This is a genomic window from Arthrobacter sp. LjRoot78, assembly GCF_964254335.1.
Classification (GTDB): domain Bacteria; phylum Actinomycetota; class Actinomycetes; order Actinomycetales; family Micrococcaceae; genus Arthrobacter.
In genome coordinates this window covers 3,861,709-3,876,811 of sequence record NZ_CAXUTG020000001.1, presented here as the reverse complement: position 1 = coordinate 3,876,811, position 15,103 = coordinate 3,861,709, and the positions used below count along the sequence as shown (strand labels likewise).

14 protein-coding genes are annotated in these 15,103 nt (G+C 67.5%); 10 read left to right on the top strand and 4 right to left on the bottom strand.

The features are described from left to right. Positions 1 to 3: 3 nt before the first annotated feature. Both ACSQ1X_RS18010 and ACSQ1X_RS18005 read right to left on the bottom strand, forming a co-directional pair. The gene (locus tag ACSQ1X_RS18010) at positions 4 to 546 is read right to left on the bottom strand and encodes a PTS sugar transporter subunit IIA (protein WP_436058668.1); all 543 of its coding nucleotides are present in this window, start codon (positions 544 to 546) and stop codon (positions 4 to 6) included. Continuing rightward, a complete protein-coding gene (locus tag ACSQ1X_RS18005) occupies positions 543 to 845 on the bottom strand; it encodes a glucose PTS transporter subunit EIIB (RefSeq protein ID WP_082507014.1) in 303 nt (100 codons plus the stop codon). Before ACSQ1X_RS18005 ends, ACSQ1X_RS18010 begins: the two co-directional genes overlap by 4 nt. 112 nt (positions 846 to 957) lie before the next feature. Between ACSQ1X_RS18005 and ACSQ1X_RS18000 the strand changes: the two genes are divergently transcribed. Genes ACSQ1X_RS18000 through nagB form a run of 3 tightly spaced genes read left to right on the top strand, consistent with a single transcriptional unit; the run spans position 958 to position 4,313 of the window. Then, on the top strand, positions 958 to 2,232 hold the full coding sequence (locus ACSQ1X_RS18000) for a PTS transporter subunit EIIC (RefSeq protein ID WP_436058667.1): 1,275 nt from the start codon (positions 958 to 960) through the stop codon (positions 2,230 to 2,232). Next, positions 2,222 to 3,526, top strand: coding sequence for an N-acetylglucosamine-6-phosphate deacetylase (locus ACSQ1X_RS17995; protein ID WP_436058666.1), 1,305 nt, complete (start codon positions 2,222 to 2,224; stop codon positions 3,524 to 3,526). The genes ACSQ1X_RS18000 and ACSQ1X_RS17995 overlap by 11 nt, the downstream gene beginning before the upstream one ends. Next, positions 3,507 to 4,313: a glucosamine-6-phosphate deaminase gene (gene nagB / locus ACSQ1X_RS17990; RefSeq protein ID WP_436058665.1), complete on the top strand. Its 807-nt coding sequence runs from the start codon at positions 3,507 to 3,509 to the stop codon at positions 4,311 to 4,313. Before ACSQ1X_RS17995 ends, nagB begins: the two co-directional genes overlap by 20 nt. A 125-nt stretch (positions 4,314 to 4,438) precedes the next feature. On the opposite strand, the gene ACSQ1X_RS17985 is transcribed toward nagB, so the two are convergent. After that, positions 4,439 to 5,728: an ammonium transporter gene (locus ACSQ1X_RS17985; protein ID WP_436058664.1), complete on the bottom strand. Its 1,290-nt coding sequence runs from the start codon at positions 5,726 to 5,728 to the stop codon at positions 4,439 to 4,441. A 249-nt stretch (positions 5,729 to 5,977) separates the two neighbouring features. Between ACSQ1X_RS17985 and glnT the strand changes: the two genes are divergently transcribed. From glnT to ACSQ1X_RS17950, 7 genes are all read left to right on the top strand, one after another. Further along, positions 5,978 to 7,378 carry a type III glutamate--ammonia ligase gene (gene glnT / locus ACSQ1X_RS17980; protein ID WP_436058663.1) on the top strand — a complete coding sequence of 467 codons (1,401 nt, stop codon included), beginning with the start codon at positions 5,978 to 5,980 and terminating at the stop codon, positions 7,376 to 7,378. A 29-nt stretch (positions 7,379 to 7,407) separates the two neighbouring features. Continuing rightward, a complete protein-coding gene (locus ACSQ1X_RS17975; RefSeq protein ID WP_436058662.1) occupies positions 7,408 to 8,316 on the top strand; it encodes a glutamine amidotransferase in 909 nt (302 codons plus the stop codon). Then, a complete protein-coding gene (locus ACSQ1X_RS17970; protein WP_436058661.1) occupies positions 8,304 to 9,053 on the top strand; it encodes a protein glxC in 750 nt (249 codons plus the stop codon). The genes ACSQ1X_RS17975 and ACSQ1X_RS17970 overlap by 13 nt, the downstream gene beginning before the upstream one ends. A gap of 10 nt (positions 9,054 to 9,063) precedes the next feature. Beyond that, entirely contained in the window at positions 9,064 to 10,440 is a 1,377-nt protein-coding gene (locus ACSQ1X_RS17965; protein ID WP_436058660.1) for an FMN-binding glutamate synthase family protein, read from the top strand. Beyond that, positions 10,440 to 11,600 (top strand): FAD-dependent oxidoreductase, encoded by a 1,161-nt coding sequence (locus ACSQ1X_RS17960; RefSeq protein ID WP_436058659.1) that lies wholly within the window; start codon positions 10,440 to 10,442, stop codon positions 11,598 to 11,600. Before ACSQ1X_RS17965 ends, ACSQ1X_RS17960 begins: the two co-directional genes overlap by 1 nt. Next, positions 11,597 to 12,853 carry an allantoate amidohydrolase gene (locus tag ACSQ1X_RS17955; protein ID WP_436058658.1) on the top strand — a complete coding sequence of 419 codons (1,257 nt, stop codon included), beginning with the start codon at positions 11,597 to 11,599 and terminating at the stop codon, positions 12,851 to 12,853. The genes ACSQ1X_RS17960 and ACSQ1X_RS17955 overlap by 4 nt, the downstream gene beginning before the upstream one ends. 79 nt (positions 12,854 to 12,932) lie before the next feature. Further along, positions 12,933 to 13,553 carry a helix-turn-helix domain-containing protein gene (locus tag ACSQ1X_RS17950; RefSeq protein WP_055807441.1) on the top strand — a complete coding sequence of 207 codons (621 nt, stop codon included), beginning with the start codon at positions 12,933 to 12,935 and terminating at the stop codon, positions 13,551 to 13,553. A 49-nt stretch (positions 13,554 to 13,602) separates the two neighbouring features. On the opposite strand, the gene ACSQ1X_RS17945 is transcribed toward ACSQ1X_RS17950, so the two are convergent. Then, on the bottom strand, positions 13,603 to 15,012 hold the full coding sequence (locus tag ACSQ1X_RS17945; RefSeq protein ID WP_436058657.1) for an aldehyde dehydrogenase family protein: 1,410 nt from the start codon (positions 15,010 to 15,012) through the stop codon (positions 13,603 to 13,605). Between the last annotated feature and the right edge of the window lie 91 nt (positions 15,013 to 15,103).

Below are 15,103 nucleotides of genomic sequence, written 5' to 3'. Positions count from 1 at the left end.
TCCCTATTTTTCCGGAATTTTCCCGGGCAGACTGAACAGGTGCCCGCCGGCTTCCACCCGGCCGCCTGAAGCCGGAGGTTCAATGGCGTCCGGTGCGCTGTCCAGGATCACCACAGGACTGCACATGCTGAGGTTTTTCGAGCGGACAAACGCGACGTCAACGCTGATCATGGGGTCGCCGGTGCGCACCTGGTCGCCCTTCTGCGCCAGCACGCTGAAGCCCTCGCCCTTCAGTCCGACCGTATCGATGCCCACGTGGACCAGCACTGCCGGCCCCGAGGCGTGCTGGACGATGTAGGCATGCGGCATGACCTTGATGACCTTGCCGTCCAAGGGCGCGACGGCGGTGAGCACCTCGGCGTCGTCGTCCGGAATGACCGCGGCGCCTCCGCCGACAAGCCCCTTGGCGAACACCGGGTCCGGAACTTCGCTGAGCGGGATGAGCCGGCCGGGCAGGGGCGAGGCCACACTGATGGCCCCCGTCGGCGTGGCCCCGGCGGGTGCGGCCCCGCTTACCTCGGCCGTGCTTACCTCAGGCGTGCTCACATCAGGTCCTGGATGTCTTCTGCCAGGCTTTCCGCCTCGGGGCCCACCACAACCTGGACCACCGTGCCGGACATCATCACGCCGTGGGCGCCCGCGGCTTTGAGGGCTGCCTCGTCAACCTTTCCGGCATCCACCACTTCGGTGCGCAGGCGGGTGATGCACCCTTCGATCTCTTCAACGTTCTCTGCCCCGCCCAGGGCGGCGAGGATGATTTCTGCTTTGGACATGTCCACTCCTGTTGGTCGTTTCGCGGTGAGTCCGGCCGGCTCTGAAGCTTTTTTCCTGCCTGAGGTTGACAACTAAGCCCGGTGCACTTCACAGTGATGATTGTCACTGGTTATAACCAGTTAGCAAAACTCTACTGAATCCCGCATCCCCGCACAAGCACCGCCTTTTCGAAACGAGGAACCCATGTCCACGGAAAACCCGTCCGCTTCCGCCGGGGCAGGCCCGCTGGCCGCACCGGCCCCGGGCAAGGCCAAGGGCAGCGGCAAAGCGCTGCAGAACCTCCAGCGCTTCGGCCGCAGCCTCATGCTCCCCATCGCCGCCCTTCCCGCCGCCGCGCTCCTCCTGCGCCTGGGCCAGGACGACCTGCTGGGCAGGTTCGAAGGCCTGACCACCGTTGCCCAGGTGATCGGCGCCGCCGGCGGCGCCCTGTTTGAGAACCTTCCGCTGCTCTTCGCCGTCGGCATTTCCTTCGGCTTCGCCAAGAAGGGCGACGGATCAACGGCGCTGGCCGCCGTCGTCGGCTTCCTGGTCCTGACCAACGTCTTCAAAGTCATGGCACCGCTGGTGCTGGGCGCCGCCCCGGAGGGCGGCAAGGATCCGGTCATCAACTACGGCGTGCTCGCCGGCATCGTGATGGGCCTGACCACAGCGTGGCTGTGGCAGAAGTTCCACCGGACCACCCTGCCGGACTGGCTTGGATTCTTCGCCGGCCGCCGCCTGGTGCCCATCCTGACCTCGTTTGCCGCCATCATCATCGGCGTGGTCATGGCCCTCATCTACCCCTTGTTCAACTCCGGACTGACAGCCGTGGGCAACACGGTGGCGGACAACACCGTGGTGGGCAGCGGCATTTACGGCACGCTCAACCGGCTGCTCATCCCGCTGGGACTGCACCACATCCTGAACTCGATCGTCTGGTTCATCATCGGCGACTACAACGGCGCCCACGGCGACCTGAACCGGTTCTTCGCCGGTGATCCCTCCGCCGGCGTCTTCATGACCGGGTTCTTCCCCATCATGATGTTCGCCCTGCCCGCGGCCGCGCTCGCCATCTGGCATGAAGCCAAGCCCTCCCAGAAGAAGATCGTGGGCGGCGTGATGCTCTCCACCGGACTTACCGCCTTCCTCACCGGCATCACCGAACCGCTGGAATTCTCCTTCATGTTCGTGGCCTGGCCGCTCTACATCGTCCACGCCGTCCTGACCGGAACGTCCATGATGCTGGTCAACTTCCTGGGGATCCACCACGGGTTCGGCTTCTCCGCCGGTGCTATCGACTACGTCCTCAACTTCGGGATCGCGCAGAATCCGCTCTGGCTGGTGCCCATCGGCCTGGGCTACGCGGCCGTGTACTACGTGGCGTTCCGCTTCGTGATCAGGCGCTGGAACCTCCGCACCATGGGGCGCGAAGATGAAACCGATGAGAACGGTTCGATGGCCAAAGCCGATGCAAGCTGACCCCGCTGTGGGGCCGGATCAGCCCACGCAAGAGAGCGGGCTGGGGCTGCGCGGACGCCTCGTCACCGGCCGGGCCGGGGACGGTGTGATCGAAGACGGCACCGTGGTGATCGCCGGTGGGAGTATCGCGTGGTGCGGCCCGACGGCGGAGCTGCCCGCCGGCGTCGACGTCGAAACAACGCAGGTTCCGGTCATCCTGCCGGGGCTGGTGGACGTGCACTGCCACGGCGCCGTCGGGCACACCTTCTCCGCGGATGCCGACGGCGCCCGCCGGGCGGCGGATTACCACGCCGGGCAGGGTACGACGTCGGTGCTCGCCTCGCTCGTTTCGGCGCCGTCGGATGTGCTGCTCAAGCAGATCACGGCGCTGCGGGAGCTGGTGCAGGACGGCACCCTGGCCGGCCTGCACCTGGAAGGACCGTTCATCACCAAGAGCATGTGCGGAGCGCAGGACCCGGCGGCCATCATCGACGGCGACCCGGTGCTCCTGCAGGAATGGCTCGACGCGGGGCACGGCACGGTGCGGTCCCTCACGCTGGCACCGGAAACACCGCACTTTGCCGAACTCGTGGCCCTGTGCCGGGACTACCGCGTGGTCCCGTCGCTCGGCCATACCGGCGCCACGGCGGCGCGGACCCGGGAAGCCCTGGGCGGCGCCTTAGACAACGACGGCGCCGGGCCGGTGGCCCAAGACGACGGTCCCTGGTCCGCCACACACCTGTTCAACCGGATGCCCGCGCTGGGGCACCGGACGCCCGGACCCATTCCCGTCCTGCTGCAGGCCGCACGGCAGTCGCCGGGCCGGATGGTCCTGGAACTGGTAGCCGACGGCGTGCACCTGGACCCGGAGATCGTCCGTATGGTCTTCGGCCTGGTGGGCCCGGGCTCGATCGCGCTGATTACGGATGCCATGGCAGCGGCGGGAATGTCCGACGGCCACTACACACTCGGCAGCCTGGACGTGCTGGTCCGGGACCGGGTGGCGCGGCTGGTCCCCGCGGAGGGTGATGCCCGGCCCGGTGCGATCGCCGGGGCAACGAGCCTGCTGCTGGAAAACGTCCGCCGCTGCGTCGAATGGGGCGTGCCCCTGGCCGACGCCGTCACGGCGGCCTCGGCCACGCCGGCCCGCCTGATGGGCCTGGACCGGCCGGGGGCAGCCCAGATTGGTTCCCTCACCGCGGGGTACCGCGCCGACATCCTGGTGACCACCGAAAAAATCGAACTGCTGCAGGTCTACCGGGCCGGCACACCACTGACGCAGGAAGGGAAAACGCGTGCAGATTATTCTGTGTGAGTCCGCGGAACATGTAGGGGGCCGGGCCGCTGACATCATCGAAGCCCGGGTCCGCCAGGGCCCGGCCGTCCTCGGGCTCGCCACGGGCGGTTCGCCGAAGTCCACGTACCAGGAGCTGATCCGCCGGCACCGTGAAGAGCAGCTGGGCTTCAGCCAGGTCACGGCCTTCACGCTGGACGAATACGCCGGGCTGCCGCCGGAGCACGAACAGAGCTACTACTCCACTATCCGGCGGGAATTCGTCGACCACGTGGACCTGCCGCTGGAGAAACTCATGACCCCGCACGGGGATGCTCAGGACCTCGTCGCGGAAGCCGACCGCTACGACGCAGCCATCACGGCCGCCGGCGGGGTGGACATCCAGATCCTGGGCATCGGCGCGAACGGCCATATCGGGTTCAACGAGCCCACATCGTCCCTGGTCTCGCGCACCAGGGTGAAGACGCTTGCCGGTGCCACCCGCGCCGACAACGCGCGGTTCTTCCCGGCCGGCGACGTTCCCCGGCTGTGCCTGACCCAGGGGCTGGGGACCATCCGCGAGGCCCGGCTGGCGGTGCTCGTGGCCATGGGGGAGAACAAGGCTGATGCCGTCCAGGCCATGGTGGAGGGACCGGTCAGCGCACACTGCCCGGCTTCGGTGCTGCAACTGCACCGCCGGGCAGTGGTCATCCTGGATCCGGCGGCCGCCTCCCGCCTGAGCCTGCTGGACTACTACCGCGAGGCCCAGGAGTTCAACGACCAGCTGGGCCAAACGCCCACCCGGCCCTGGCTGCGGCAGCCGGCCTAGGACAACACAAAGAATCCGAGGCTTGTCCGCAGTCACCTACCTTGACGGAAGGGCGCGGCGGACAAGCCTCGGATTCTTGACGGGAGCAGCGGCTGACTTCTGTTCCCGCGCCCTGCCCGGGGACCTTAGGCGCGGTGGGGCGAACCGAGTTCCACGGGCTCTTCGTCGCTGAGGTAGGCGGCCTCGGAGTGCGCGGCGATGTCGATGCCGCGCAGTTCATCGGCCTCGTGGATGCGCAGGCCCATGGTCATGTTGAGGACCTTGGCGATGATCCACGTAACCACGAAGGAGTAGGCGAGTACGGCCAGCGTGGCGACCGTCTGGATCCCGAGGAGCTCAAAGCCGCCGCCGTAGAACAGGCCGTTCACCTTGTTGGGGGCGGCCTCGGTGGCGAAGAAGCCGATCAGCAGGGTTCCCAGGATGCCGCCCACCAGGTGGACGCCCACCACGTCGAGTGAATCGTCGAAGCCGAGCCGGAACTTCAGCTCAATGGCCAGCGAGCAGACTGCGCCGGCGATGAGGCCGATGGCCAGGGCGCCCAGGGGGCTGACGGCGCCGCAGGCAGGAGTGATGGCGACGAGGGCCGAGATCAGGCCGGAGGCGGCGCCCATGCTGCTGGCGCTGCCCAGGCGGATGCGTTCCACGAGCGTCCAGGCGAGCAGGCCGGCACACGCGGCGACGGCGGTGTTGAGGAATACCACGGATGCGGACAGGCCGGCGGTGAGTGCAGACCCCGCGTTGAAGCCGAACCATCCAGCCCAGAGGAGCCCGGCGCCCACCAGCACGAGCGGGCGGCTGTGGGGTTTGGTGTGTTCGCTCTTGGGCCAGCCGGCGCTGCGTCCGAGGACCAGGGCGAGGGCGAGGGCAGCGACTCCGGCGTTCATGTGGACAGCGGTACCGCCGGCAAAGTCGATTGCCTTGAGGCTGTTGACGATCCAGCCGCCGGTCACCGAGCCGTCCGCCGAGCTGAAGGCGAAGACCCAGTGGGCGACGGGAAAGTAGACCAGGGTGGCCCAGAGGGCGGCGAAGGTCATCCATGCGCCGAACTTCATTCGTCCGGCGGCAGCTCCGGCGATGATTGCCGTGGTGATGCCGGCAAAGAACAGCTGGAAGGCTGCGAACAGGGCCGTGGGGATGGGCGCGTTCGGGTCCTCGGCCAGCAATTTCTCCATGCCGAAGTACTCGGTGACATCACCGAGGAGTCCGGCGCCACCGATGGAATTGCCGAAGACCATGGAGTAGCCGAACACGGCCCACAGGACGGCCACGATGCTCATTCCGCCGAAGCACATCATCATCATGTTCAGGATCCTGCGGGACCCGACCATACCTCCGTAGAACAAGGCAAGGCCGGGGATCATGATGCACAGCAGTGCGCCCGCGGCGAGGATCCAGGCGACGTCTCCAGAATTCATGGAACTCCAATCAGAAAAGGGGTATCCGCCAGGGGAAACGGCGGCACAAAAAAGTAACCGTGGGATGAAACCATGATTCGTGACAGTGAACGATCGTGGGTTTCGCGGGCGTAAATTTCCGGTTGCGATCGCGATTGGGCACGTCACCCCGATTTAACAAGCGGGGCGCACGCCTGTAACATCCTTTTGACTACTGTGGTTCAACAACGTTTCCCAACAGGTAACACCAAATTGAACAGGACAGTTCCGATGACCAGTGTCGCAACCCCTGAAGTACCAAGCGCCTCAGCCCTATCAACTGCCGCGTCCCCGGCCGAGGCTGACCACATCTCCCTCGCGGACATCGCCAGGGCCCATGATGTGCGGTTCCTCCTGGCCACGTTCGTCGACATGACGGGCAAACCGTGCGCCAAGCTCGTTCCGGTCGAAGCCGCAGACCAGCTTGAGGCCGGCGCCATGGGGTTTGCCGGCTACGCAGCCGGGCTGATCGGGCAGAAGCCGCAGGATTCGGACCTCATCGCCATTCCTGATCTGGCGTCCTTCACACCCGTGCCGTTCATCAGGGAAGGGCTCGCGGTCATCCACTGCGACCCGCACGTGGACGGCAAGCCCTGGCCCTACGCCCCGCGCGTCATCCTCAAAAACACGCTCGCCCGTCTCGCCGGTCAGGGAATGCAGGCGAAGGTGGGTGCGGAAGTGGAGTACTTCCTCGTCAACAAGAACCCCGACGGTTCCCTGAGCACGGCCGACCCCCGCGATGACTCGCCCCGCCCCTGCTACGACGCACGCGGCGTCACCCGCATGTATGAGCACCTCACCTCCATCTCGGAGGCAATGAACGGCCTGGGCTGGGGCAACTACGCCAACGACCATGAGGACGCCGCCGGGCAGTTCGAGCAGAACTTCAACTACGCCGACGCCCTCACCACGGCCGACCGCGTGGTCACCCTGCGCTACATCCTGAACGTCCTCGCCGAACAGCGCGGCATGACCGCCACCTTCATGCCCAAGCCCTTCACCGACCGCACGGGCACGGGCCTCCACTTCCACCTGTCGCTGTGGTCCGGCGCCGAGGCGCTGTTCCCGGTTGACAACGGAGCGGACGACGGCGGCAGGGGACTTGGGCTTTCGGCCCTCGCCTACTCATTCATCGGCGGCATTTTGGACCACGCGCCGGCACTGCAGGCATTCCTGGCCCCCACCGTCAATTCGTACAAGCGCTCGGGCGCCACCACCAGCTCGTCCGGTGCCACCTGGTCTCCCCGGAAGGCCTCGTTCGGGGGCAACGACCGTACGCACATGATCCGCGTCCCGGACAACAAACGGATCGAACTTCGCTCGGGTGACGGTTCAGCCAACCCCTACCTCGCCATTGCCACGGCCATCTCGGCAGGCCTGGACGGCGTGGAAAAGTCGGCGGATCCGGGGCACCCGTCGGGCCCGGGTGAGTCGAAACCCGACGCCCACCTGCTGCCGGCCACCCTGCTGCACGCCGTGGAGGCCCTGCGCCGGGACCCGGTGATCCTGGCCAGCCTCAGCGGCGACGCGGAGATCGGCAAGTACTACGCGGACGCCAAGGAAGAGGAATTCCTCAGCTGGCACAACCAGGTCAGCGACTGGGAAGTCCGCACGTACCTCACCTCGATTTAGCAACCTCCACTAAGTAAAGGAATCCCACCATGTGCGGAATCGCCGCGCTGCAGCTGCGCAACCCCCTGCTGCACCCCCAGATGGGCAGCCTGCTGTCCTCCATGATGTGCCAGATCGTGGACCGCGGACCGGATTCAGCCGGCCTCGCCGTCTACAACACCCCCGGCCTGGTCTCGGCCGGAACCTCCACGCTCAGCCTGCTGGGCAAGGACCAGGGCATTGCCCTCCCGGAGGTCAAGGCCTCCCTTGACGCGATGCTTCCGGCCGATGCCGCCGCCACAGTACGCGTGGTGGGTGACACCACCCTGGTGAGCGCCGCCGTCAGAACCGATCTCCTGGCGAAAGCGGTCAGCGAAACCCTTCCGGGCTCCACCATCATTGGCCGCGGCGAGCACGTGGCCGTGATGAAGAGCGTGGGCCACCCGATGGACATCGCCGCCGAGCACGGGCTCGAGGACATGTCAGGCAGCCAGGGCCTGTCCCACACCCGGATGGCCACCGAGTCCGCTGTGACCGCCGGCGGCTCCCACCCGTTCTCCGTGGCCGACGACCTGTGCCTGGTCCACAACGGCTCCTTCTCCAACCACGCCACCGTCCGCCGCGACCTCAAACGCGAGGGCGTGGTGTTCGATTCCGAAAACGACACTGAGGTGGGCGCCCGCTACGTCGCCTCCCGCCTGCAGCAGGGCGACACCCTCGAAGAAGCGCTCGTGAACCTGGGCAAGGTCCTGGACGGTTTCTACACACTGGTGGTCACCACCGCGGACAGCATGGCCGTGGTCCGGGACCCCATCGCCTGCAAGCCGGCCATCATCGCCGAAACAGACGACTACGTGGCTATGGCCTCCGAATACCGTGCCCTGGCAGCCCTGCCCGGCATCGAAAACGCCCGCATCTTTGAACCGGAACCCGGAAAGGTCTACACATGGTCACTCTGACAGCCCCCGAAACCAGCACGGACATGAACGCCGAAGCAACCCGGCCCGCCGTCAGCGCTGATTCCTTCAGCGTGGATCTGGCCTCCAGCCCCGTCCGCGAACTCAACCAGGCCCTCCACAACGCTGTTGACGGGCAGTCCTGGACCGTCGCCAACCCCGAAGGCAAGCACAGCCTGGCCGTGGGCATCAACACGGACGTCACGGTCGCCATCAACGGCCACGCCGGCTACTACGCGGCCGGGATGCACCAAAAAGGCGACGTGACCATCAACGGCAACGCCGGCGTCGGACTGGCCGAGAACATCATGTCCGGCCGCGTCCATGTCAAGGGCGACGCCTCCCAGTCGGCCGCCGCCACCGGGCATGGCGGGCTCGTGGTCATCGACGGCAACGCCAGCGCCCGCTGCGGCATCTCGATGAAGGGCGTGGACATCGTGGTGGGCGGCAACATCGGCCACATGTCCGCGTTTATGGCGCAGGCCGGACGCCTGGTGGTCTGCGGTGACGCGGGCGAAGCGCTGGGCGACTCCATCTACGAAGCCCGGATCTACGTCAAGGGCACCGTGGCCTCGCTCGGCGCTGACTGCATCGAAAAGCCCCTGAAGGACGAGCACCTGGCTGAACTCGGCGAACTGCTGGCCGCGGCCGGCCGCACCGACAACCCTGCGGACTTCAGGCGTTACGGATCGGCACGGAACCTCTACCACTTCAGCGTCCACAACTCGACGTCGTACTAAGGACAACCCCATGACCATCACCTCACTGCCCGCCCCCGCACAGGCACCCGCCACGCCCGCCCAGGCCGCCCAGGACATCGATGCGCTCGGCCTGCGCGAATCGGCAACGTTCGACCGCGCCACCATCGCGGACATCCAGCGCGCGGCCGCAACCGGCGTGTACGACATCCGCGGTTGGGGCGCCAAGCGCAAGGTCCCGCACTTCGATGACCTGCTGTTCCTCGGCGCCTCCATGTCCCGCTACCCGCTGGAGGGCTACCGCGAAAAGTGCGATACCGACGTCGTCCTCGGCGACCGGCACGCGAGCCGGCCGCTGCACCTGCAGACCCCGGTGACCATCGCCGGCATGAGCTTCGGTGCGCTCTCGGCCAACGCCAAGGAAGCGCTGGGACTCGGCGCCAGCGAGGTGGGCACCTCCACAACAACGGGCGACGGCGGCATGACGCCTGAGGAGCGAGGCCAGTCCAAGCACCTCGTGTACCAGTACCTGCCCTCCCGCTACGGCATGAACCCTGACGACCTGCGCAAGGCGGACGCCATCGAGATCGTGCTCGGCCAGGGCGCCAAGCCGGGTGGCGGCGGCATGCTGCTGGGCCAGAAAATCACCGAACGCGTCGCCGGCATGCGCACCCTGCCGGTCGGCATCGACCAGCGCTCCGCCAGCCGCCACCCGGACTGGACCGGCCCGGACGACCTGGAAATCAAGATCGGCGAACTGCGCGAAATCACCGACTGGAAGACCCCGATCTACGTCAAGATCGGCGCGTCCCGCCCGTACTACGACACTGCCCTGGCCGTGAAGGCCGGAGCCGACGTCGTCGTCGTCGACGGCATGCAGGGCGGCACCGCCGCCACGCAGCAGGTCTTCATCGAAAACGTGGGGATCCCCACCCTGGCCGCCATCCCGCAGGCAGTCCAGGCGCTCCAGGAGTTGGGTGTGCACCGGAAGGTCCAGCTCATCGTTTCCGGCGGCATCCGCACGGGAGCCGACGTCGCCAAGGCTATGGCCCTCGGTGCCGACGCGGTGGCCATTGGCACCGCGGCGCTGATCGCCCTGGGCGACAACGATCCCCGCTACGCTGCCGAATACGCCGCCCTGGGCTCGGCCGCCGGCTACTACGACGACTTCCAGGACGGCCGCGACCCCGCCGGCATCACCACCCAGGACCCGGAACTCTCCTCCCGCCTGGACCCGGTCGAGGGCGGCCGCCGGCTCGCCAACTACCTGCGCGTCCTGACCATGGAAGCCCAGACCATCGCCCGGGCCTGCGGCAAGTCCCACTTGCACAACCTCGAACCCGAGGACCTCGTGGCACTGACCATCGAAGCGTCCGCCATGGCACGCGTTCCCCTCGCCGGAACCAGCTGGATCCCGGGAGCGCAGTGATGACTGACGCTTTTCCTGACTCGTCAGACTTTGTGGTGGTGGGCGCCGGCCTGGCCGGCGCCGCCACCGCCTGGCAGCTCGCCCTGCAGGGCCACGACGTCACCATCGTGGAGCGCTCAGTCCCGGCAGCGCATGACGGCAGCTCCCACGGCTCGGCCCGGATCTTCCGGTACGCCTACCCGGACGAGTTCTACACGCGGGCGGTCCAGGAGTCCAAGGTTCTCTGGGACGAACTGGACCGTGCCAGCGGACTGCATCTGATCACCCCCTTCGGCGCCGTGGACTACGGCCCGGAGAGGCAGCCCGAGCATCTCGCCCGGGTCCTCGCCGGCGCCGGCGTGGAGCACGAACTCCTCAGCGCGGCTGAGGCTCGGGAGCGGTGGCCGCAGTTCTCCTTCGACGCCCCGGTGCTCTGGCACCCGGGCGCCGGGGTGATCGACGCCGAGAGCTCGGTCAACGCCATGATCAACCAGGCGGTGAAGCACGGAGCCAGGCTGCTGACCGGCTGGAACGTCGCCCGCGTGGAACGGCGGGGCACAGGCTACCGTGTGCACTCGGCAGCAGGAGAAGCGATTGACGCCGGGAACGTCGTTGTGAGCGCCGGCGGCTGGCTGCCTTCACTGCTGGGACAGCTGGATCTCCCGGCAGGGTTCCTTGCCGGACTGCCGGAGATCACCGTCCGGCAGGAGCAGGCCTTCCACTTCCGCTACCGCGATCCGGACGGCGCCGCCTGGCCCACGTTCATCCACAAGAGTGCCGCCATCCAGACCTATGGACTGCCCGGCGGGCGGGATGCCGGCTTTGCCGGGCAGAAGGTGGCCGAGTACAACGGCGGCGGCCTGATCCCGTCTGCCGCCGAGCAAACCGGCCTGGTGGACCCGGACAACCGGCGCCGGGTGGTGGACTACGTGCAGAAGTACCTCCCCGGTCTTGACCCGGAACCGTATGCCGAGACCACGTGCCTGTTCACCAACACGCCTCATGAGGACTTCCTCGTCGACCGGGCGGACGGAATCACGATTCTGTCCCCGTGCTCGGGGCACGGTGCGAAGTTCGCGCCGCTGATCGGGCAGTGGGCGGCAGGCCTGGCCACCGGCGCCGCCGACGTTCCGGCTCGCTTCCGCCCGGCAACCACACTCCTAGAACGGACCAGCCCGTGACCTCTCCTGCGACCAAACCTGCAACCGACACCGTCTCCGGCCTGATGCGGGACATCTCCGGCGTCGGCACAGACTCGCGCCGCGGCGGATACTCCCGCCCGGTCTTCTCGAACGCCGAAACCGACCTGCGGAGCTGGTTCATCGAGCAGGCCGGGCGGCGCGGGCTGGACGTCACCACCGACAACAACGGGATCATCTGGGCCTGGTGGGACACTGCCACCGGCACGCGCAAGGACGCCGTCGTCACCGGAAGCCACCTCGATTCCGTCCCCGGCGGCGGCGAGTACGACGGTCCCCTCGGTGTGGCGTCGGCGCTGGTCGCCGTCGACATCCTGAAGAACCGGGGCCTCCGCCCCCGGAAGCCCCTGGCAATCGCCGTCTTCCCCGAAGAGGAAGGCTCCCGCTTCGGCGTCGCCTGCCTGGGCTCCCGGCTGCTCACCGGCGCCCTGGACCCGAACAAGGCGCGCAACCTCAAAGACGCGGATGGCAACACCTACGCCGACGTGGCAGCGGCCAACGGGCAGGACCCCCGGTTCATCGGCGCTGACCACAAAACCCTCCAGCAGCTGGGCATGTTCGTGGAACTCCACGTCGAACAGGGGAGGGGCCTCATCGACCTTCGCCAGCCGGTGGCCATCGGCTCCTCCATCCTGGGCCACGGCCGGTGGAAGCTCTCGGTGGCCGGCCAGGGCAACCACGCCGGAACTACGCTCATGAAGGACCGGAGGGATCCGATGATTGCCGCAGCCAAAATCATGATCGGCATCCGGGACACCGCCAGGAACTACAAGGACGCACGGGCCACCGTCGGTCGGATGCAGCCTGTGCCCGGCGGAACCAATGTGATCGCCTCCCGGGTGGATATGTGGATCGACCTCCGGCACCCGCGGGACGAAGTGACAGCAGCCCTGGTGGAATCCATCCACCTCAACGCCCAGGTCATAGCCGCCGAGGAAGGGTGCACGGTGAGCTTCGGCGCCGAATCACTGAGCCCCACCGTGCACTTCGACACCGGCCTGCGGGACCAGCTCCGGACCCTGCTCCCGGATGCGCCGGTCCTGGATACCGGAGCCGGGCACGACGCCGGTGTGCTCGCCGGCCACATCCCCACCGCGATGCTGTTCGTCCGGAACCCCACCGGCATTTCACATTCGCCCGAGGAGCTGGTGGAGGATGCCGACGCGGAAGCAGGAGCCCGGGCCCTGGCCGACACCCTGGCAGGCCTGGTGGGTGAAGCCCGGAGGCTCGGGTAGGAACCGTGCTCGGGTAGGAACCGTGCTCGGGTAGGAACCGTGCTCGGGTAGGAACCGGACAGCCACCTAAGATGGCAGGATGACGAACCAGACTGGCGACGAAAGAGCCGCAGCCGACCGGTCCGCGGCTGACGAGGGGCCCGGCAAACTTGAGCGGGTCATCGCCGGGCAGGTCCGCCACTACCGGACCACGAACGGGCTCTCGTCCGCCGAACTCGCCGTCAGGACCGGACTGTCCAAGGCGATGATCTCCAAAATCGAATCCGCCAGCACGTCCTGTTCGCTGACCACTTTGCAGCGGCTGGCAGATGGGCTGAAGATACCCGTCACCGCGCTCTTCAGGGGCGCCGATACGGACCGTGATGCCACCTTCACCAAGAACGGCCAGGGCAGCCTGACCGTCCGGAGCGGAACACAGCACGGCCACGAGTACCGTGTGCTGGGCACCCTGAAAGGCCGAACCGACGCCCTCGAACCGACCCTGGTAACGCTGACGGACGCCTCCGACGTCTTCCCGCTGTTCCAGCACCCCGGCACCGAATTCATCTACATGCTCTCCGGCAGGATGGTCTACGGCCACGGCGCGTACGAATACACCATGGAGGCTGGAGACTCCCTGCTTCTCGACGGCGAAGGCCCCCACGGCCCGCTGGAACTGCTGGACCTGCCCATCAGGTTCCTGGCCATCGCCGCGAAGTGAAAACGGTGTCCCGCCTCTGAAGGCGGGACACCGTTTCCAAGCACGCAACTCAGCCGTTGATCACCTGCGGCACGCCCAGGGCCTTGAGGCCTTCGACGCCGAATTCCAGGCCGTAGCCGGACTGCTTGGCGCCGCCGAACGGGATGCGCGGGTCCACGGCGCCGTGCTTGTTGATCCACACCGTGCCGGCCACGAGGCGGACGGCCACCTCGCGTGCCCTGGCGGGGTCTGGGGACCAGACGGAGGCTCCGAGCCCGACGTCGAGCGCGTTCGCCATGGTGACAGCCTCGTCCACGGTGCCGTAGCGGATGATCGGCAGGGCCGGGCCGAACTGCTCCTCGGCCACCAGCGGGTTGCCGTTGTCGATGTCCGCCACGAGGGTGGCGGGGTAGAAGTGTCCGGGCTGGTCCGTGTCCGGGTTGCCGCCGAGCAGGATGCGGGCGCCGGAGTCGCGGGCGGCCTCGACGAGCCGGGCCACGATGTCGTACTGCTGCCGGTTCTGCAGCGGGCCCAGGACGTTGTTCTCGTCCAGGCCGTTGCCCATGGGCATCGCGGCGGCCACCTTGGTGAGCTCCTCGCACACGGCTTCATACAGAGAATCGTGGACGTAGAGGCGTTTGAGGGCGGCGCAGGTTTGGCCCGTGTTGATGAAGGCGCCCCAGAAGAGGCCTTCGGCGATGGCTTTGGGATCGGCGTCGGGCAGCACGATGCCGGCGTCATTCCCGCCGAGCTCCAGGGTGAGGCGCTTGACGGTGTCCGCGGAGGATTTGATGATCGCCCTGCCGGTGGCGGTGGATCCGGTGAACATGACCTTGCCGATCGCGGGGTGTTCGGCCAGCCGGGCTCCGACGTCGCGCCCGCCGGAGACCACGGTCAGGAGGCCTTCCGGCAGTTCCTCGTTCAGGACCTTAGCCAGGGCCAGGACGGAGAGCGGCGTGTATTCGGAAGGCTTGACCACCACGGCGTTGCCCATGCGCAGGGCGGGGGCGATCTGCCAGACGGTGATCATCATGGGCCAGTTCCACGGGCCGATCGCGCCCACGACGCCGATGGGCCGGTAGTGCAGCTCGGCGCGGGTTTCGCCGTCGTCCACCACGGTTTCCGGGTCCAGCGGCGTGCCGGCGGCGACGCGCAGCCACGCGGCGCAGGCGCCCACTTCGAAGCGGGCGTTGGGGCCGTTCAGCGGTTTGCCCTGCTCGCGGGAGAGCAGCCGGGCGAGCTCTTCGGCGGAACGTTCGACGGCGTCGGCGGCTTTGAGGAGCGCGGCGCTCCGGGCATCGTGGCCCAGGGCTGCCCACGCGGGCTGGGCCGCTGCCGCGGCGGCGATGGCCGCCTCGAGGTCCTGGACGCTGTGGACCGGCGCCTCGCCCACGGGTTCCCCGGTGGCAGGGTCCAGGATGGTACGGGTTTCGCCGGTATCCGGGGTGATCGAGGCCAGCAGGGCATCGTGGGTTTCCATGGGGTACTCCACTTCGAGTAGGTCAGAGAACGCGGCCGGTACGGCCTAACAGCGCTGCAATAAGCGTGCTCCTGCCGGCGGCGCGGGGTCT

Excerpts from the sequence above, each read along its gene's own strand:
- ACSQ1X_RS18000 (WP_436058667.1), top strand. The coding sequence starts at position 958 with ATGTCCACGGAAAACCCGTCCGCTTCCGCCGGGGCAGGCCCGCTGGCC.
- ACSQ1X_RS17995 (WP_436058666.1), top strand. The coding sequence starts at position 2,222 with ATGCAAGCTGACCCCGCTGTGGGGCCGGATCAGCCCACGCAAGAGAGC.
- ACSQ1X_RS17985 (WP_436058664.1), bottom strand. The coding sequence starts at position 5,728 with ATGAATTCTGGAGACGTCGCCTGGATCCTCGCCGCGGGCGCACTGCTG.
- glnT (WP_436058663.1), top strand. The coding sequence starts at position 5,978 with ATGACCAGTGTCGCAACCCCTGAAGTACCAAGCGCCTCAGCCCTATCA.
- ACSQ1X_RS17975 (WP_436058662.1), top strand. The coding sequence starts at position 7,408 with ATGTGCGGAATCGCCGCGCTGCAGCTGCGCAACCCCCTGCTGCACCCC.
- ACSQ1X_RS17970 (WP_436058661.1), top strand. The coding sequence starts at position 8,304 with ATGGTCACTCTGACAGCCCCCGAAACCAGCACGGACATGAACGCCGAA.
- ACSQ1X_RS17965 (WP_436058660.1), top strand. The coding sequence starts at position 9,064 with ATGACCATCACCTCACTGCCCGCCCCCGCACAGGCACCCGCCACGCCC.
- ACSQ1X_RS17960 (WP_436058659.1), top strand. The coding sequence starts at position 10,440 with ATGACTGACGCTTTTCCTGACTCGTCAGACTTTGTGGTGGTGGGCGCC.
- ACSQ1X_RS17950 (WP_055807441.1), top strand. The coding sequence starts at position 12,933 with ATGACGAACCAGACTGGCGACGAAAGAGCCGCAGCCGACCGGTCCGCG.
- ACSQ1X_RS17945 (WP_436058657.1), bottom strand. The coding sequence starts at position 15,012 with ATGGAAACCCACGATGCCCTGCTGGCCTCGATCACCCCGGATACCGGC.